Annotated in this window: 18 protein-coding genes; 14 read left to right on the top strand and 4 right to left on the bottom strand. The window is 58.2% G+C overall.

Features of this window, described 5'->3' with window-relative positions; all coding sequences use genetic code 11:
• Positions 1–27 precede the first annotated feature (27 nt).
• The 3 genes from RAL88_RS17310 (at position 28) to RAL88_RS17320 (ending at position 3486) form a co-directional block, all read left to right on the top strand.
• Positions 28–648: a hypothetical protein gene (locus RAL88_RS17310; RefSeq protein WP_306265161.1), complete on the top strand. Its 621-nt coding sequence runs from the start codon at positions 28–30 to the stop codon at positions 646–648.
• 137 nt (positions 649–785) lie between these two features.
• Positions 786–2630: a DNA mismatch repair endonuclease MutL gene (gene mutL, locus RAL88_RS17315; RefSeq protein WP_306265163.1), complete on the top strand. Its 1845-nt coding sequence runs from the start codon at positions 786–788 to the stop codon at positions 2628–2630.
• 79 nt (positions 2631–2709) lie between these two features.
• Complete coding sequence (locus tag RAL88_RS17320) at positions 2710–3486, top strand: SDR family oxidoreductase (protein WP_306265165.1); 777 nt, start codon at positions 2710–2712, stop codon at positions 3484–3486.
• A gap of 8 nt (positions 3487–3494) precedes the next feature.
• On the opposite strand, the gene ubiA is transcribed toward RAL88_RS17320, so the two are convergent.
• The gene (gene ubiA / locus RAL88_RS17325) at positions 3495–4433 is read right to left on the bottom strand and encodes a 4-hydroxybenzoate octaprenyltransferase (protein ID WP_306265167.1); all 939 of its coding nucleotides are present in this window, start codon (positions 4431–4433) and stop codon (positions 3495–3497) included.
• Between the two features lie 165 nt (positions 4434–4598).
• Between ubiA and purD the strand changes: the two genes are divergently transcribed.
• Both purD and RAL88_RS17335 read left to right on the top strand, forming a co-directional pair.
• Positions 4599–5861 (top strand): phosphoribosylamine--glycine ligase, encoded by a 1263-nt coding sequence (purD, locus tag RAL88_RS17330; RefSeq protein ID WP_306265168.1) that lies wholly within the window; start codon positions 4599–4601, stop codon positions 5859–5861.
• A gap of 20 nt (positions 5862–5881) precedes the next feature.
• Positions 5882–6724 (top strand): patatin-like phospholipase family protein, encoded by an 843-nt coding sequence (locus RAL88_RS17335; protein WP_306265169.1) that lies wholly within the window; start codon positions 5882–5884, stop codon positions 6722–6724.
• 54 nt (positions 6725–6778) lie between these two features.
• Here the strand turns inward: RAL88_RS17335 and RAL88_RS17340 are convergent, their stop codons facing one another.
• A complete protein-coding gene (locus RAL88_RS17340; protein ID WP_306265170.1) occupies positions 6779–7222 on the bottom strand; it encodes a nucleoside deaminase in 444 nt (147 codons plus the stop codon).
• 32 nt (positions 7223–7254) lie between these two features.
• Here RAL88_RS17340 and RAL88_RS17345 point away from each other — a divergent pair, with 32 nt between their 5' ends.
• Positions 7255–8304, top strand: a complete 1050-nt coding sequence (locus RAL88_RS17345; protein WP_306265172.1) for a pseudouridine synthase — start codon at positions 7255–7257, stop codon at positions 8302–8304.
• Positions 8285–8851: a 16S rRNA (guanine(966)-N(2))-methyltransferase RsmD gene (gene rsmD, locus RAL88_RS17350; RefSeq protein ID WP_306265173.1), complete on the top strand. Its 567-nt coding sequence runs from the start codon at positions 8285–8287 to the stop codon at positions 8849–8851. The genes RAL88_RS17345 and rsmD overlap by 20 nt, the downstream gene beginning before the upstream one ends.
• Before the next feature lie 35 nt (positions 8852–8886).
• Here rsmD and RAL88_RS17355 read toward each other — a convergent pair whose 3' ends face one another.
• A complete protein-coding gene (locus RAL88_RS17355) occupies positions 8887–9522 on the bottom strand; it encodes a DUF6101 family protein (protein ID WP_306265174.1) in 636 nt (211 codons plus the stop codon).
• Positions 9523–9796: 274 nt separating this feature from the next.
• Here RAL88_RS17355 and RAL88_RS17360 point away from each other — a divergent pair, with 274 nt between their 5' ends.
• The 7 genes from RAL88_RS17360 to lpxK all read left to right on the top strand — a co-directional run bounded on the left by RAL88_RS17360 (position 9797) and on the right by lpxK (position 17261).
• Positions 9797–11161 (top strand): TldD/PmbA family protein, encoded by a 1365-nt coding sequence (locus RAL88_RS17360; protein ID WP_306265175.1) that lies wholly within the window; start codon positions 9797–9799, stop codon positions 11159–11161.
• Positions 11148–11966 carry a 3'(2'),5'-bisphosphate nucleotidase CysQ gene (locus RAL88_RS17365; protein WP_306265176.1) on the top strand — a complete coding sequence of 273 codons (819 nt, stop codon included), beginning with the start codon at positions 11148–11150 and terminating at the stop codon, positions 11964–11966. Before RAL88_RS17360 ends, RAL88_RS17365 begins: the two co-directional genes overlap by 14 nt.
• 45 nt (positions 11967–12011) lie before the next feature.
• Complete coding sequence (locus RAL88_RS17370; RefSeq protein WP_306269736.1) at positions 12012–12242, top strand: DUF4170 domain-containing protein; 231 nt, start codon at positions 12012–12014, stop codon at positions 12240–12242.
• Between the two features lie 38 nt (positions 12243–12280).
• Positions 12281–14173 carry an ABC transporter ATP-binding protein gene (locus RAL88_RS17375; protein ID WP_306265177.1) on the top strand — a complete coding sequence of 631 codons (1893 nt, stop codon included), beginning with the start codon at positions 12281–12283 and terminating at the stop codon, positions 14171–14173.
• Between the two features lie 3 nt (positions 14174–14176).
• Positions 14177–14884 (top strand): lysophospholipid acyltransferase family protein, encoded by a 708-nt coding sequence (locus tag RAL88_RS17380; RefSeq protein ID WP_306265179.1) that lies wholly within the window; start codon positions 14177–14179, stop codon positions 14882–14884.
• The gene (locus RAL88_RS17385) at positions 14884–16215 is read left to right on the top strand and encodes a 3-deoxy-D-manno-octulosonic acid transferase (protein WP_306265181.1); all 1332 of its coding nucleotides are present in this window, start codon (positions 14884–14886) and stop codon (positions 16213–16215) included. The genes RAL88_RS17380 and RAL88_RS17385 overlap by 1 nt, the downstream gene beginning before the upstream one ends.
• Before the next feature lie 65 nt (positions 16216–16280).
• Positions 16281–17261 (top strand): tetraacyldisaccharide 4'-kinase, encoded by a 981-nt coding sequence (gene lpxK / locus RAL88_RS17390; RefSeq protein ID WP_306265183.1) that lies wholly within the window; start codon positions 16281–16283, stop codon positions 17259–17261.
• 24 nt (positions 17262–17285) lie between these two features.
• On the opposite strand, the gene RAL88_RS17395 is transcribed toward lpxK, so the two are convergent.
• Positions 17286–17504: a DUF2093 domain-containing protein gene (locus tag RAL88_RS17395; protein WP_306265184.1), complete on the bottom strand. Its 219-nt coding sequence runs from the start codon at positions 17502–17504 to the stop codon at positions 17286–17288.
• Positions 17505–17543 lie beyond the last annotated feature (39 nt).

The following is a 17543-nucleotide window of genomic DNA, read 5'->3' on the forward strand; positions in this document are numbered from 1 at the left end:
TCATTACGAGTTGAAACGGGTGTTGCATTGATCGTCGTTAAGTCCTTCAAGAATGCCGCCAGGGCAATGAGCGCTTTCGGCCTGATGGCCTCAGTTCTGGCGTTGTCGGGCTGCGGTTCGCCGACCTACGGTACCGGGCGGGCACCTGAAATGGCAATGATTGAGGAGCTGACGGGCAATCTGACCGGCTCCAAAAAGAAAAAAGATCCGATCGAATATAAGGCGCGCTCTGAGCTGGTTTTGCCACCAGATACGCAATTGCCGCCGCCGGAACAAAAAACTGCCCTGGCGCAATCCGCCGCATGGCCCGATGATCCGGACCGCAAAAGAGCGGTGAATACCTCCGGCGAAATACCGGAAGAGTTTCGCCGCGGAAGACTTGCCCATGGCGCGTCGCAGCCGGACCCGAATGTCAGCCCGATTGATGTCACCGAAATGAACACGGCGCAACGGCTTGAAGCGCAACGCAAATTTCGCGAGCAGCGTGCCGCTATGAGCTCGGGCGATCCGACCAAACGCAAATATCTGACCGATCCGCCGGTGGATTACCGGACGCCATCGCCTGATGCGCCGCAGCCGGACAGCTTTGAGGAAAATACGGAACCTCGGACGCTGTTTGGATCGCTGTGGAAACGCTTCCGCAACTGATCGCCTCAATTTCTCTATAATAGGGTGACCGAATCACCGGAATGCATTTGCACCGGACTGCATTTGAATGCGCTCCGGGGTGCAACCCATGGCCGTCCGGGTTGCTGCCCCTTGGCCCATCGTGCTGGGAGCCTTTCATGACCATCCGGCATCTATCGGAAGGAACCATCAACCGTATCGCCGCCGGCGAGGTGGTGGAGCGCCCTGCCAGTGTCGTCAAGGAACTGGTCGAAAACGCTATCGATGCGCAGGCGACCCGTGTTGATATCGTCACCGCTTCCGGTGGCAAAACCATGATGCGCGTCAGCGATAATGGTGTTGGCATGACTGCTGCAGACCTTGCTCTGGCGGTCGAACGTCATTGCACCAGCAAGCTCAATGAGAATGATCTGTTCGACATTCAAAGCTTGGGGTTTCGCGGCGAAGCTCTGCCGTCCATTGGATCGGTCGCCGAATTATCCATCAAGAGCCGCCAGCAGGATGAGGACACCGGCTGGCAGATTACCATTGATGGCGGCCGCAAATCTGCGGCCACACCCGCAGCTCTGAACGTCGGTACCCAGGTTGAAGTCTGCAATCTTTTCTTCACCACGCCCGCAAGGCTGAAATTTCTCAAAAGTGACCGCGCCGAAACTGCAGCCATAACCGATGTCGTCAAGCGGCTTGCCCTGGCGCATCCGCAGGTGCGGTTTTCGCTGAACGGCTCTGATCGTACGGCGCTGGATTACGGCTCTGCAACCGGCGATGACGCTTTGCTGGCGCGCATAACCCAGGTGATGGGCAAGGAGTTCCGCGACAATGCCGTGCCCATTGATGCTGTGCGCGAGGGCGTCCGGCTGACCGGTTTTGCAGCGCTGCCAACCTACAACCGCGCCAACACCTTGCAGCAATTCTTCTTCGTCAACGGACGGCCTGTCAGAGACCGGCAATTGCACGGCGCGCTGCGCGGTGCCTATGCCGATTTCCAGTCGAAACACCGTCATCCAGTCGCCGTGCTGTTTGTCGATCTTGATCCGCATCTGGTCGATGTGAACGTCCACCCCGCCAAAGCCGATGTCAGATTTCGTGACGCTGCGCTGGTGCGCGGCCTGATTGTCGGTGCAATCCGTGAAGCCATGGCCGGGACAGGCCACCGCTCGGCCACCACAGGGGGAACGGAAGCACTGGCACTGCTGGCGCGCCGTCCCCTGGCGAGGGCTGCCACGGCACCGCCGGCCGACTGGCGCCAGTCCGCTTTCAGACCCGAGCCGGATCTCGCCGCGCCGCCGCACACCGGCATGTCAGAACCGCAGCAGACACCTTATCAGCCGTCCTCCGGCAGCAGCAGCTTTGCAGCCTTCAGAAATCCGTCAGCTGACACCAGAGCGATGCAGGTGCCGGCGAGCGATCTGGCCGAAACCGATCTTCCTCTTGGTGTTGCGCGCGCCCAAATTCATGAAAATTATATCGTCGCGCAAACCCGGGACGGTCTGGTCATTGTCGATCAGCATGCCGCCCATGAGCGGCTTGTCTATGAACGGCTCAAGGCCGCGCTGGCGAGCAAAAATGTGGCCACTCAGATGCTGTTGATCCCGGATATCGTTGATCTGCCGGAGGAAGACGTCGACCGGCTGGAAGCGCGCTCCGGGGAACTTGCGGATCTGGGTCTGCATCTGGAACGCTTCGGTCCCGGCGCGATCTGCGTTCGCGAGACACCGGCCCTGCTGGGCGACACGGATATAACGGGTCTGGTGCGCGATATCGCTGATGATCTGGCCGATCTGGATGCCTCCACACGGCTGGCTGAGCGGCTGGATTACGTCGCTGCCACCATGGCCTGTCACGGCTCTGTGCGCTCTGGGCGGCGGCTCAGAGCCGAGGAAATGAATGCCTTGCTGCGGGATATGGAAGCCACACCCAATTCCGGCCAGTGCAATCATGGCCGCCCCACCTATGTCGAGTTGAAACTCGCCGATATCGAGAAACTATTCGGCCGCCGCTGATCGAAGGACTTCTGTCTGTCGAGGCCTTGCGTTCCGGCCATAGCTTCCGCTACACCGGGACAGCAATTGGAGAGCAGATATGGCAAACGGCGCGAAACAGAATACAGCACAGAAAACAGCACTCATCACCGGCGGCAGCTCCGGCATCGGACGGGCAACCGCATTGACCCTGGCCGGCGCCGGGTATCAGGTCGCGGTTTGCGGACGGCGCCTGGAGGCTTTGGAAGAGACCATTGAAATGGGCTCGGATCTCCCGGGAAAAATCATCGCTTCTGCTGCCGATGTGTCCGATCCGGCGTCAGTTGAAGCGCTGTTTGCTGATCTGAAGGCCCGCCTGCCAAGGCTCGATGTTCTGTTCAACAATGCCGGCGTCTCCGGCGGCTCAATCAATTTCGGCGATCTTGATTTCGAAGATTGGCGCAAGGTCATGGATATCAATCTCGACGGCATGTTTCTCGTTGCAAATCAGGCCTATCGCTGGATGCGCGATCAGGACCCGCAAGGTGGCCGGATTGTCAATAATGGCTCCATTTCCGCCCATGTGCCGCGCCCCGGTTCGGCCTGTTACACCGCCTCCAAACATGCGGTGACCGGCCTGACCCGCACCATTTCCCTGGATGGCAGGGTGCACAATATCGCCTGCGGACAGATTGATATCGGCAATGCCGCCTCCGACATGACGGCGCATTTCGCCAAGGGTTTGCCGCAGGCTGATGGTTCGGTCAAACCGGAGCCGACCATCAATGTGATGCATATCGCCAACGCCATTCTGCAGATGGCTGAATTGCCGTTGGACGCCAATATTCAATTCATGAATATCATGGCAAGGGATATGCCATTTATCGGCAGAGGCTAACAGATACTCTAAATCAGCGTTTCCAGCACCAGGCCGGCAAACAGCAGCAGGCCGGCATTTCGGTTTGAGCGGAACTGCATCAGGCAGCGTTCGGCATTTCCCGGCTGCAGCGAAGCCACCTGCCAGCCCAGATGAACGGCAAAGCCGGTCAGGCCGAGTGCTGCATAGATGCCGCCTCCCGAAGCCATGATGGCAAGGGCGGCAAACAGCACCGCACCGGCGAAGAACAGCCCGATCATGATTTGCGAACTGGCACCGAAGGTCCGGGCAGTCGAGCGTACTCCGATCAGGGCATCATCTTCCTGATCCTGATGGGCATAGATCGTATCGTAGCCGATGGTCCACATGATAGCGGCGGCATAAAGCAGATAGGGCGCGGCCTGGTCGAGCGCGCCAAAACGCGCGGCAAAACCCATCAATGCACCCCAGGAAAATGCCAGGCCGAGCACGATTTGCGGCCAGTCGGTGATGCGTTTCATGAAGGGATAGACCGCGACGATCGGCAGCGAGCCAAGCCCGAGCAGAATAGCAAAGCGGTTGAATTGCAACAACACCACCATGCCGGTGAGGGCCTGCAACAGCAGGAATATCCGGGCCTGCTTGACAGTTAGCTGTCCGGACGGCAAAGGCCGCGAACGGGTCCGCGCCACCTGGGCGTCAATATCCCGGTCGATCAGATCATTATAGGTGCATCCCGCGCCGCGCATCGCAACGGCACCGATCAGGAACAGCAACAAATGCCACAAATTCACGGCACCGCCAGCCAGATTTGCCGCCAGTGCAACCGACCACCAGCACGGCAGCAGCAGCAGCCACCAGCCGATTGGCCGGTCCCAGCGGGCCAGCCGTGCATAGGGCCGCAACCATTCCGGTGCTCTGGTGTCGACCCAGTGGCCACTGACCGCGTCGGCAACGCTTTTTTTCAGATGGTTTGTTGTCTCATTCATTTCGCTGAGACATGGCTTGCAATCAACAATCCGTCAAGGCTTTAACCGAGTTTGTGCTGGCTTTACCCGCATGGGTCTGCATGTTAGGCGCAGAACCGGACTGGAATCGGACCTGATGCAATTGTGGGCCGATGTCCGGCGGCAATAAAGGGATAGATCAGTGTCATGAATGTTTTTCTTGTTGGCCATGGCGGCCGTGAACATGCGCTGGGCTGGAAATTGGCGCAGTCTCCGCTTTTGAGTTCGCTGTGGTCAACCGGGACCAATCCCGGATTGCTGGCCATCAGCCAGCCCAGTGACGTCAGTGCAGAAGATCAAGCCGCCATTGTGCAATTCTGCAAAGATCAGAGCATTGATCTGGTCGTGGTCGGTCCCGAAGCGCCCCTCGTCGATGGTCTGGTCGATGTACTGGGCGAGGCCGGCATTGCCGCTTTCGGCCCAAGCCAGGCCGCGGCACAACTGGAAGGCTCCAAATATTTCACCAAGGCGCTGTGCGAGGAAGCAGAAATTCCGACCGCCGGTTTTGGCCATTTTTCAGATTTGCAGCAGGCCAGAGCCTATGTTGCGGAAAAAGGTACACCGATTGTCATCAAGGCGGATGGGCTGGCAGCGGGCAAGGGTGTCACTGTAGCGATGACCAACCGCGAGGCGGAAGACGCACTGGAAGATTGCTTTGCGGGGCAGTTTGGCGATGCCGGTGCCAGTGTCGTGATTGAGGAATTTCTCGATGGCGAGGAAGCCAGCATCTTCATCCTTTGCGATGGCGAGAACATGCTGCCCTTGGCCAGCGCTCAGGACCACAAGCGCGTGGGTGAGGGCGACAGCGGACCCAACACCGGCGGGATGGGGGCTTATTCTCCGGCCCCTGTGGTGACAAACACTGTGCTGCAGCAGACTTTGGACCGCATCATTGCCCCGACATTGCAAACCCTGTCCGCGCGCGGCACCCCCTATCGCGGCGTGCTGTATGCCGGTCTCATGATCAATGCCGATGGTCCCAAGCTGATTGAATATAATTGCCGGTTCGGTGATCCCGAATGTCAGGTTCTGATGATGCGGATGCAAAGCGATCTGCTGCCGTTGTTGCTGGCAAGTGCAACGGGCAGCCTCAAGGGGTCCACGATTGATTGGCATGACGCGCCGGCGCTGACGGTGGTCATGGCCGCAAACGGCTATCCGGGTCCCTATCAGAAGGGCAGCGTCATTTCAGGTCTTGAATTTCTCTCCAATCAGGATGATGTGATGGTTTTCCACGCCGGAACCCGGCAGCATGATGGCCGCATTGTTGCCGAAGGCGGCCGGGTTCTGGCAGTGACAGCGCGCGCAGGCACGATCAGCGCCGCGCAGCAACGCGCCTATCGCGCCGTTGACAGCATCGATTGGCCGCAGGGGTTCTGTCGCCGCGATATTGGCTGGCGCGCTGTCTGAAACGGTTGATGAGGCCCGCAATGCAGCAGACTGTTCCGGTTTCACTGGCTCTGGGCGGCGGAGGTGCCCGTGGTCTGGCACATATCGTAGTGCTCGAAGCGCTGGATGATCTTGCCATAAAGCCGGTTGAAATTGCCGGCACATCGATTGGCGCAATCCTTGGCGCGGGATATGCCGGCGGTCTCAGCGGCAAGGAAATTCGCGATGCTGTCCTCGCATTATTTTCAAAACGCTCCAAAACTGCTCAACTGTTCTGGCAGATGCGCGGCAAGCGCGTTCTGCCGCGCCTGTCTTTCACAGACTTTGATCCCTCGGTGGTGCTTGAGACCTTCGTAGGAGATCTTATTCCAGCGAAATTTGAAGATCTGCAAATCCCGATGACTGTCGTTGCGACGGATTTTTACGGCTGGAGTGAGCGGGTTTTCCAGTCCGGTGACCTGCATCAGGCGGTTGCCGCGTCCTTTGCCATCCCGGTGCTGTTTTCGCCGGTGCGTGTGGACGGCCGCATTCTGGTGGATGGCGGCTTCGTCAATCCGCTGCCCTTCGATCATCTGTGCGCGGACAATATGTGCGTTGCGGTTGATGTGACCGGCGGGCCCAAGGCACCGGCAATGGAAAATGACAGGCAGCAAGCCCCGATGCCCGCCATGCGGGAGATGATTTTCGGCGTCACACAATTGTTGATGCAGTCCATTGCGGCGGAAAAGCTGAAAAGTCGACGACCCGATATCTTGTTTCGCCCCCAGATCGAGGAATTCGGCGTGCTGGAATTCATGAAGGCAAAAGATATTCTGCAGGCGGCGGACCGCGACCGGGACATCATCAAACGTAGTATCTCCGACAAGCTTGAGAATATGCGTTAGGATAAATTATTCCGGACCGAGCGATCGAACGGTTTCATGCCTCCATGAAGCGGTCTATCGCCGCTGCTCGAAGAACTCTTTCAAAAGCGCCGCTGCCCGCAACGCTCCAAGTCCACCATACACCTCCGGCGCATGGTGACAGCTCGGGTGGGAGAAAAAGCTGACGCCGCTTTCCGCCCCTCCGGCCTTGATATCCTGTGCGCCATAATACAGCCGTCTGATGCGGGCGAAGGAAATGGCGGCGGCGCACATCGGGCAGGGTTCCAGCGTGACATAAAGATCGCAGCCGGTGAGGCGCTCACTGGCAAGTGTCTGCGCTCCGGCGCGAATGATCAGCATTTCTGCATGGGCGGTCGGGTCCCGCAATTCCAGGGTCCGGTTGCCGTCGCGGGCCAGAACCTGATTATCCTTGACAAGAACCGCCCCGACCGGCACTTCCCCGCGATCAGCAGCGCTCTGTGCTTCCTCGAAAGCCAATTCCATGTAACTGTTGAACATTGTTATTTCTCAACCTTAGAGCCCCGGCTGTTATGACATCTGATCTTGAAAAAGGCGACCGTATTGCAAAGGTCATGGCCCGGGCAGGACTTTGCTCGCGCCGGGACGCAGAGCGCTGGATTGCAGATGGACGGGTGTCGGTCAACGGCAGCAAGCTGACCAGCCCGGCCTATAATGTGGCGCCGCAGGATTTGATCCTCGTCGATGAGAAACCATTGCCGCAAAAGGAACGCACCCGGTTGTGGCTGTACCATAAACCCAAGGGTCTGGTGAGTTCAAACAAGGATGCGGAAGGCCGGCCCACCGTGTTTGCCAACCTGCCCAAAGATATGCCCCGTGTCATCAGTATCGGCCGTCTGGACATCAGCACTGAAGGTTTGCTGCTGCTGACAAATGATGGTGCTTTGGCGCGGCATCTGGAATTGCCCAGCACCGGCTGGCTGCGGCGCTATCGCGTTCGGGCATTCGGCAGGATTACGCAGGCTGATCTCGACAAACTTGCCGATGGCATTGCCATTGACGGCATTCTTTATGGTGGCATTGAAGCGCAGCTTGAACGCGAGCAGGGGGCAAATGTCTGGCTGGTCCTGGGATTGCGGGAAGGCAAGAACCGTGAAGTCAAGAAAATCCTTGAACATCTTGGCCTGGCTGTGAACCGGTTGATCAGAATCTCTTATGGTCCCTTCCAGCTTGGTGATCTGGCGACGGGTTCTGCTCGGGAAATCAAAAGCCGCACCTTGCGCGACCAGCTTGGAGAGGCATTGGTAGCGGAAATCGGCCTCAGCTTTCATGGCCCTGAAACCGATTCAGAGCCTGCGGACAGTGCCGGACAGAAGCGCAGCAGCAGGGCAGCACCGGCTTCCGGCCGCAAGGCCGGTGCGCCCGGCAAAGCCGGATCCGGTCCCAGGCCACAGACGCGAAAACCCAAACCACGCGATCGCCAGGCTGAAGCGCTGGAACGGCTGACGACCACCAAACCCGCAAAGCCCGCCGGAAAAAGGCCGGGTGCCGGCAAGGCTGGTCCGAACAACAGCCGGGGCGGAAAAACCGCAGGGGGCCCGCGTGCGGATCGTCGCCGGTAAGTTCAAGGGGCGGCGTCTGGCAGAACCGAAATCCGATGCCATCCGTCCCACCAGCGACCGTGCAAGGGAGACGATATTCAACATTCTGCAACATGGCTGTGGCTTGTCGTTTGAGAATATCCGCGCCATCGACCTGTTTGCAGGAACCGGCGCGCTGGGTCTGGAAGCTCTGTCGCGTGGCGCCGCTTTCTGCCTGTTTGTCGAGGCCGCCGCTGAAGCGCGCGCCCTGATCCGTACCAATGTCGAGACATTCGGCCAGACCGGTAGCAGCAAGATTTACCGGCGTGACGCCACCGCGCTTGGCGGCTCTGAAAGCCTTGGGGCGTTTGGTCTGGCTCTGCTCGATCCGCCTTATGGGAAGGGCTTTGGTGAAGCTGCTTTGAAATCATTGTCACAAGGCAACTGGTTGCTGCCCGGAGCCATCGCCGTTCTGGAAGAACGCCGCACCGTGGATATGGCGGTTTCGGCAGAATTTGAGCTCATCGACCGGCGCGAGATGGCCGACACACAGATTATCTTCCTGAAGCATCAGCCGATTGCCGACTGACAAAGCAGACAAGCTGCAGGTTCGGATTCAGCGATTCAGCATCGGGCAATGATCTCTGATGCAGGTGAGAACATCACCACATTCGAGCCGACCACGCCGGTCTGGCGATTGACTTGAAACCGGGTACGGCGCTTTGCAACAGGATTGCCGAACCGGCGCGGCAGCGGGTTCGATGTCGCCACATCCTGCGCGCCAGGTGGCGTTATGATGTCGCCGTCAAGCCCGATCAGCCGCAGCGGCAGATCCAGCAACTCGCTCCACTGGGACCAGTCTTCAGCCAGATGTTCGGGACATTCCGCCTCTGCCAGCACAATAGTCAGATCGGCATCGCAATGGACCAGTTCCAGCCGCGCGAAAATCCGGTGATCATCATCGTAACAGGACAGAATGCGAACGGCCACCATCTTATAGCTGCTGATCGCCGCATTGACGTTCAGCTCCAGCCCGCAACTCAGGCGGTGCCGCAGGATGACGCGTTCGTAATCCAGATGCATCAGCCCCAGCCGGTCCATCGGACCCTTGTAGGGCATGGCGCCCGGATCTATCCGGTTACGCAGCATGAATTGCGGTTTTGCGATCGGGTAATCCGGTTCGCCGAGGCCTTCACAGGCATTGTCGTTGGCATGCGCCTTGTCGACGGCAACAATACCAATGAAATTTCTTACGTTCACAAGCGATCCTCGAATGAACAATTGTTGATTTTTCCGACACCAGAATTGCGCCAAAACTGTTCAGGTGTTGCTAAGTTTTCTGGTTAAAAAAATGTTGTTTTACAATAGGTTATCTGTCTATGTATGGAGTTTCTAAAATTGTACCGGTAATGTTGGGAAGTTGGGATGGTTGGCCTTGGGGCGTGCCCCATCGCTGGCGTGGTCTTGCAGTCATCCATCTGAGTCCCTAAAGACTAGCTGACAAATCACACCGCCAGAGAAGTGCTCCCTGCGCATGAGCGAAATTGAAACGGTCGAGCCTGATCTTCGACAATTGACTGACGATGCCAACGCCCTCGTTGCAAAGTCTGTAAAGGCCGGTGCGGATGCGGCGGATATTGTCATCTCAAAATCCAGATCGTTCAGTATCACAGCGCGGTTGGGGCAGATCGAAAGCACCGATCAATCCGAGAATGACGGCGTCTCGCTGCGGGTTTTCTGCGGTCGGCGGGTAGCCTCAATTGCCACCAAAGCGGGACGTATCCGTGCCGAGGGTGACGCCCTGATTGAGCGTGCCATTGCCATGGCGAAATCGGCCCCTGAAGACCCATTCGCGCAATTGATGGATACGGACCAGCTCGCCGATAGCTGGCCGGATCTGGATATGTTCGATTCCGCCCATCCCGGCGCTGATGCACTTTCCAAAGTTGCCCTGACGCTGGAACAGGCCGCTCTCGATACGCACGGCATCACTAATTCCAACGGGGCTTCCGCCGCTTTTGGCATGGGCGGCATGGTACTGGTGACCTCGAACGGCTTTTCCGGCGCATATCTTGGCACGCGGCATTCACGCTCGGTTTCGGTTGTTGCCGGGACAGGAACCGCCATGGAACGCGACTATGATTATGACAGTCGCACGCACCTGTCGGACATGCGCAGTGCGCAGGACATCGGCAAGGCTGCCGCGCGATACACATTGCAGCGTCTCAATCCACGTAAAGTAACAACCCAGAGCGTTCCGGTTCTGTTTGACAAGCGCATTTCCGCCAGCCTGCTGGGACACCTGGCAGGCGCTGTCGACGGTGCCGCTATTGCGCGCGGCTCCAGCTTCCTGAAGGAGAGGCTCGGCCAGCAGATTTTCCGACCGGGGATTACCATCAGTGACAATCCGCGGCTGCCAAGGCGCAGCGGTTCGCGGCCATTTGACGCCGATGGTCTGTCGCAGGGGCATTTGAACCTGGTGGAAGATGGCGTTCTGAAAAGCTGGCTGCTGGACGGGTACAGCGCCAGGGAGCTGAACCTGTCATCCAATGGACGCGCTGCCGCTGCCGGCAGCGGCACGCGGCCATCTGCGACAAATCTGTGGATGGAGCCTGGCAAAGATTCACCGGCGGATATTATCAGCTCAATGAAAACGGGGCTGATTGTTACTGATTTCATCGGCCACGGGGCCAATCTTGTCACCGGGGATTACAGCCGGGGCGTCTCCGGGTTCTGGGTGGAAAACGGTGAAATCGCCTTTCCTGTCAGTGAGATGACCCTGGCCGGCTCTTTGCCCGCTATTTTTGCCGGGCTGATTCCGGCGACTGATCTTGAAATCAAGGGGGCGACCAACGCGCCGTCGCTTTATCTTGAAGGTCTGACCCTTGCAGGGCGCTGATACGACTACGCAGGACCTGGCTGACCTGGCACTTCTGGACACCACAGCCCGGGCAGCCGGGAAGGTTGCCCTGGCGTTTTTCGGCAAGGACCCGCAAGTCTGGATGAAACAAGGTGCCTCGCCGGTGACCGAAGCGGATTTCGCGGTAAATCACTATCTGCACGATACGCTCAGACCTGCCCGCCCTGATTATGGCTGGCTGTCGGAAGAAAGCGAAGACAATGAGGCCCGCCTTGTGGCCGAACGGTTGTTTGTGGTTGATCCGATTGATGGCACACGAGGATTCATGGCGGGCTCTGAGGACTGGACCATCAGCGTGGCTGTGGTTGACCGCAAGGCAGACCGCCACGGCCGACAGGTGTGGCGGCCATCCAGTGCAGCCTTGTTCAATCCCTGCCGCGATGAAATGTATCTGGCTCAACAGGATGGCGGGGCTTTCCTGAACGGCACAAGGATTGCGGCTACACGCGAAACTGAAATTGCGGGCGCGCGGTTTTCCATTTCAAAGCCGATGTACAGAAGTCTTGAACTGGAGCAGTTGGGTGTGATCAGAACCCGCCATATTCCGTCATTGGCGTATCGTCTGGCACTGGTCGCATCGGGCCAGGTGTCGGCAGCCATTGCGCGGCCGAATGCCCATGATTGGGACCTTGCTGCCGCTGATCTTCTGGTGCATGAAGCCGGTGGGCTGCTTTGGGGCGAGAATGGCGCGCCAATCAGCTATAATTCACAGATACCCAGGCACGGAGTGCTGTTTGCCTCCGGTGAACCGCTTGGCAGTCTATTATTGGCACTGATCAGATAAATGGCTGTTGCACTGGCACTGGAAACTGAAAAGGAACAACGCACAATGGACGATACGAAAGAGCAATTGCTGCATCTCGTTTTTGGTGGCGAGTTGGAAGATTTAAGCGATGTGGAATTCAAAGATCTGGAAAACCTCGATGTGGTCGGCATCTATCCGAATTACGCGACCGCCTATGCCGCCTGGAAAACCAAGGCGCAAATGACCGTGGACAACGCCCAGATTCGCTACTTCATCGTGCATCTGCACCGGTTGATGGATCCGGATACAGAGTAAGCGCGGCTTAAGGTGCACAGCGCGGAACAGGTGTAGATTTGGCTAAGACTGCAAAATCGAAAAAAAAGCAGGCAACCGCGGAACCTGTCGTGGATTTGCTGGCTCCCGCCCGCTTTTCCCGCGGAGTTGACGCGCTTGACGCAGTTGATTTTACCGCAACCGAGTTGGTACAGCGCATTGCAAAGGTCTATCTGAAGCCGCTTTGGAAGGTTCTGATGGTCGCGCTTGGCGCGATGGTTTTTATGGCGGCAACTACTGGATCACTGCCTTTCCTGATGCAGCAGGTCATGGATAAGGTGTTTGTCGCAAAGGATGAGCGGCTGCTCTATATTCTGCCGGTCGCTGTCATGGGAATTATGCTTTTGCGCGCCGGTGCGGAATATGTCAGCCGTATTGCTCTGGCAAAAGTTTCCAACGAAGTGATCGGCGCACTTCGCGTGGATATGTTCCAAAGCCTCACCCGTGCGGATCTGGGCTATCTTGAGGCGATGCATAGCGGCCGCTTTGTCTCGGCCTTCATGGCCGATGTCGGGATGGTCAACAATGCGGCAGCAGGAACGCTGACATCGCTTGTCAAAAACGGCCTGACAGCTTTCTTTCTCGTTGGCGCGATGATCATACTCGATTGGTTTTTGGCGCTTCTGGTGTTGTTGGGCGCGCCGTTTGCGATTTATTTCATGGGTCGGCAGCGGGTCAAGATACGCCAATCTACACGCGGAATGCTGCGTGAAACCGGCGATCTGTCCTCGATCATCGGCCAGATGCTGCGCGGCGTGCGGATTATCAAGGCCTACGGCCAGGAAGATCAGGAAGAAGCCCGTTTTTCAGAGTCGATCCGCAGAATCATCAGTCATTTGATGCGCAAGGCCCGCGCCCAGTCCGCCATGGGTCCTGTGACAGAAGCTCTGACCGGCGTCGGCTTTGCCGCAGCTATCCTGTATGGCGGCTGGCAGGGTATCAACGGGAATTTGACCCTCGGCAGCTTTTCCGGCTTCATGACGGCGGCGATGCTGGCCTATCAGCCGCTCAAAGCGCTGGCGGCGCTGCAGGGTCAACTGACCCAGGGCACGGAAGCCGCCAAACGTGTGTTCACGTTGATCGACCATGCACCGGAGATCAATGATGACAACAGCGCCGGGCCATTGTCCGTCAAACGCGGCGAAATCACCTTTGACAATGTCAGCTATTCCTATGATGGCGCCAATCTGGTTCTGAAAAATTTCTCGCTGACCATTCCGGCCGGCAAGAAAGTTGCCCTGGTGGGCCCCAGCGGATCGGGCAAGACAACCCTTATGAACCTTACCATGCGGTTCTTTGATCCGATCGAGGGCAGGGTGCTGGTGGATGGCCAGGATATCGCCACCAAAAGCATTTCAAGTGTCCGGGCAGCAACCGCATTGCTGACGCAGGACCCGATCCTGTTTGACGACACGGTACGCGCCAATATTGAATACGGTATGACGGACGTTACGGAAGAACAGCTGCGCGCCGCTGCCACCGCAGCTGCCGCACACGAGTTCATTGAGGAATTGCCGGCCGGATATGAAACCGCTGTTGGCGAGGCTGGTGCCTTGCTGTCCGGTGGCCAGCGTCAACGCGTGGCGATTGCCCGCGCTTTGTTGAAGTCTGCGCCCATTCTGCTGCTTGATGAACCGACAAGCGCGCTTGATCCCGGCAGCGAGAGCCAAATACAACAGGCTCTGGAAACCCTGTTTGTCGGGCGTACTGTTCTGATGATCGCGCACCGGCTGACCACTGTGCGCGATGCTGATCTGATCTGTGTTCTGGATAAGGGTGAGTTGGTCGAAAGCGGCACCCATGCGGAACTGATCGAGGAAAACGGCCTTTATGCGGCTTTCTGCAACACCCAGTTGGACGAAACTTCTGCGGCAGCTACGCCCGGTTCGGACACTGAAAAAAGTGTATCCTGAGCAATGCGCAAACGGCTGAAGCGGTTTACCAAGGCAAGGATCGTCCAGACCGTGCTGGGCCGGTGTGCCGGCACCTATCTGTTATTTGTCGGCCGGACCAACCGTATCAGCACGGTACCGGACAATATTTACAGCCTGATTGAACATGACATGCCGGTGATCGTGACGATGTGGCATGGCGAGCATTTCATGCTGCCCTTCGCCCGCCGGAAAGACCACCGGGTCCAGGTTCTGATTTCCAACGCCCGCGATGGCGAGATCAATGCCATTGCCGCAAAAATGCTGGGAATGGAAATTATCAGAGGCTCGGGGGGGCGCTCTCAGGGTCGCAAAACCGAAGCAAAGGGCGGTGCCAAAGGGCTTCTCGCCATGGTCCGTTCGCTCAGCGCGGGAATCAGTGTCAGCATGACGGCGGATATTCCAAGAGGCCGATCGCGCAAGGCCAGTCCCGGCATTATCACCCTCGCGCGCCTCTCCGGCCGGCCGGTTCTGCCGGTTGCGTTTGCCTCAACCCGGTTCAAACGGTTGAACACCTGGGACAGATCTGTGGTCACCCTTCCATTCGGCCGTGGCGTGTTCGTGGCAGGAGATCTGGTTCGGATCGCGGCGGATGCAAATGAGGAAACTCAGGAACAGGCAAGATTGGAATTGGAAAGCTCACTCAATCGCGCCTATGCTGAAGCATATCAGATTGTTGGAAGAAATTCTTGATGCGACTGCTTGGAGACCTGGCACTTCAGACCTATTGGCTTGCCATGCAGGCAGCACGGCCTTTTCTGCCGATGTTCATCGCCAGGCGGGAACGCGCCGGCAAGGAAGACGGACTTCGGCATCAGGAGCGGTTGGGCCTTACCGGTGCGGTACGGCCTGAAGGCCCGCTGGCCTGGGTTCACGCCGCCAGTGTCGGTGAGACAAATGCGGTGCTGCCGCTTTGCGTCGCGCTGACCGAGCGCGGCTTTACGGTGCTGATTACCACGGTGACGACAACCGCCGCGCAAACCGTTTCTGACAGAACCACCGAACGGCCAGGAATCGTGCATCAATATGCGCCGCTGGATGTGCCCTCGATTGTTCAGAAATTTCTCGATCACTGGCAGCCCAGTCTTGCCATTTTCGCCGAATCAGAAATCTGGCCGATGACCATCAAGGCCCTGTCGGACCGCTCGATTCCCTCCGCAATTGTCAATGGCCGCATGTCTGACCGCTCGTTCCGCCGCTGGCGCAAATTCAAATCGGCCACACCCTCGCTGTTCGGCCGGATCGATCAGGTTCTGGTCCGCGGCGAAGAAGACCTGTTGAGGTTTCAGGAACTGGGCGCAGGCAAGGTCGCGATCACCGGAAATCTGAAATACGATTCGCCGGCACCGAAAATTGATCCGGAGCAATTGTCTAGGCTGCGGCGCGAAATTGGCCAAAGGCCAGTGTTCCTGGCCACCAGCACCCATCGTGGTGAGGACGAGATCGTTCTGCAGGCCCACAGCATATTGCAGCAATCCCTTCCCAACCTGTTGACCTGCATTGTCCCGCGCCATCCAAGGCGCGGTGAAAGTGTCGCGCAACTGGCCAGCCAGGAAGGCAGAAAAACCGAATTGCGCACTGTTTCCGGCAATCCCTCGCCATCCTGCGAAATCTACGTGGCGGACACACTGGGCGAATTGGGCCTGTTTTACAGCATCGCCCCTGTGGCACTTATCGGCGGATCGCTGCTGCCGGTTGGCGGCCACAATCCGATTGAGGCGGCGCAACAGGGATGTGCTGTTCTCAGCGGGCCTCACATTTTCAACTTCCGCGAAGTGTTCGGCGTGCTGGAAGGTGCCGCTGGCTGCCTGATCGTGACCGATGCAGCGCAGATTGCCGCCGCTGTGACGCGCTGCCTTGCAGATCCGCTCTATGCCAAATCGATGGCTGCCAATGCGACGAAATCGCTCGACAATGTCGGCGGCGCAGTGGCCCGCAGCCTGGCTGCCCTGGAGCCAACCCTGGCACGGGCGATCAGTCAGGGTGCAAATCTTGTCGACCATCCCCGCAACACGGCTGCCTGATGTCCTTGATTAAAATGTCCGCACCGGCATTCTGGTGGCAAACAACACCCTCATTGAGGGCGCGCATGCTCGCCCCGCTGGGCTGGATTTACGGGTCTGTCACGGCGTGGCGCATGAAACGCCGCCCGAGGGGCAAAGCTGACAGGCCGGTTCTGTGTGTCGGTAATCTTGTTCTCGGCGGCGCCGGCAAGACGCCAACCACTCTGGCGCTGGCCCGGGAACTTGGCGCCAGGGGTTACAAGACCGGCTTTCTGTTACGCGGCTTTGGCGGCGAACAGAAAAAACCACTCCTGGTCAATGCCGGTCATTCTGCCTCACAGGTGGGTGACGAGGCGCTGCTCTATGCCGAAGCCGGACCGACCGTTGTCGCCGCTGACAGGGTTGCAGGCGCAGCACTTTTGAGCAAGGCCGGGGTCGATGTCATCCTGATGGATGACGGCTTTCAAAATCCGGCACTGCACAAGGACATGTCCGTTGTGGTGATTGATTCAGACACGGCCTGGGGCAATGGAATGTGTTTCCCCGCTGGCCCGCTGCGCGCTCCGGTAGACAGGCAGTTGCGACAGGCCAGCGCCGTAGTGGTGCTGGGTGACGGTGCACGTCTGGACGCCATCAGCACAGTGGCGCAGCGTAACCACGTCGAACTGTTTCACGGACATATCATCTCCCGGAAGCTGCCGGATGGCACTGGCGGGTCCCGGCTGCTGGCCTATTCGGGGATCGGGCGGCCGGACAAGTTTTTTGCCTCGCTGTCGGACACAGGCCGTCTGGTGGTCAAAACCCTGCCATTTCCCGATCATCACCTCTATACCGAAGCCGATGCCGAGAAAATCCTGTCACGCTGCTATTCCCTCAATGCCGTCCCAATTACCACGGAAAAAGATCACGCCCGTCTGCGGCACGCGCCGAAGGATTCGTATCGCGCCGAACTATGTCGGGTCTCCCTGGTTCTGAAAATCTCGGTGGATTTGTCGCAGGCCGAAGGCATCAGCCGGATGCTTCAGGACCTGATGCAAGAAGCAGCGCTGGACCCTGCTTCGGAGTAGACACACTGACCTGTGTAACTGGGCTTAGCGCTGACGCCTCGCCAGTTCAGCCTGCAGAGAAGCTTCAATAGTCGCATAGGGTTCCTGGCGCTCGACGCTCCAGTATTTCAACTCGTCCAGCTCAATCAGCGTGCCGGTAATTGCACAGCGCACATGGCTGCCCGGACGCACGACCTGAAAATCATTATCCAGATAGCGCAGCTCCGCAAAAGCGCCGCCCATCGGGGTTAGCTGATCCAGCATTGGGGGTCTCCTCTGGCCGGTTTCCTGACGTTGGTGATC

The sequence above is a fragment of the Pararhizobium sp. IMCC3301 genome, from assembly GCF_030758315.1.
Classification (GTDB): Bacteria; Pseudomonadota; Alphaproteobacteria; order Rhizobiales.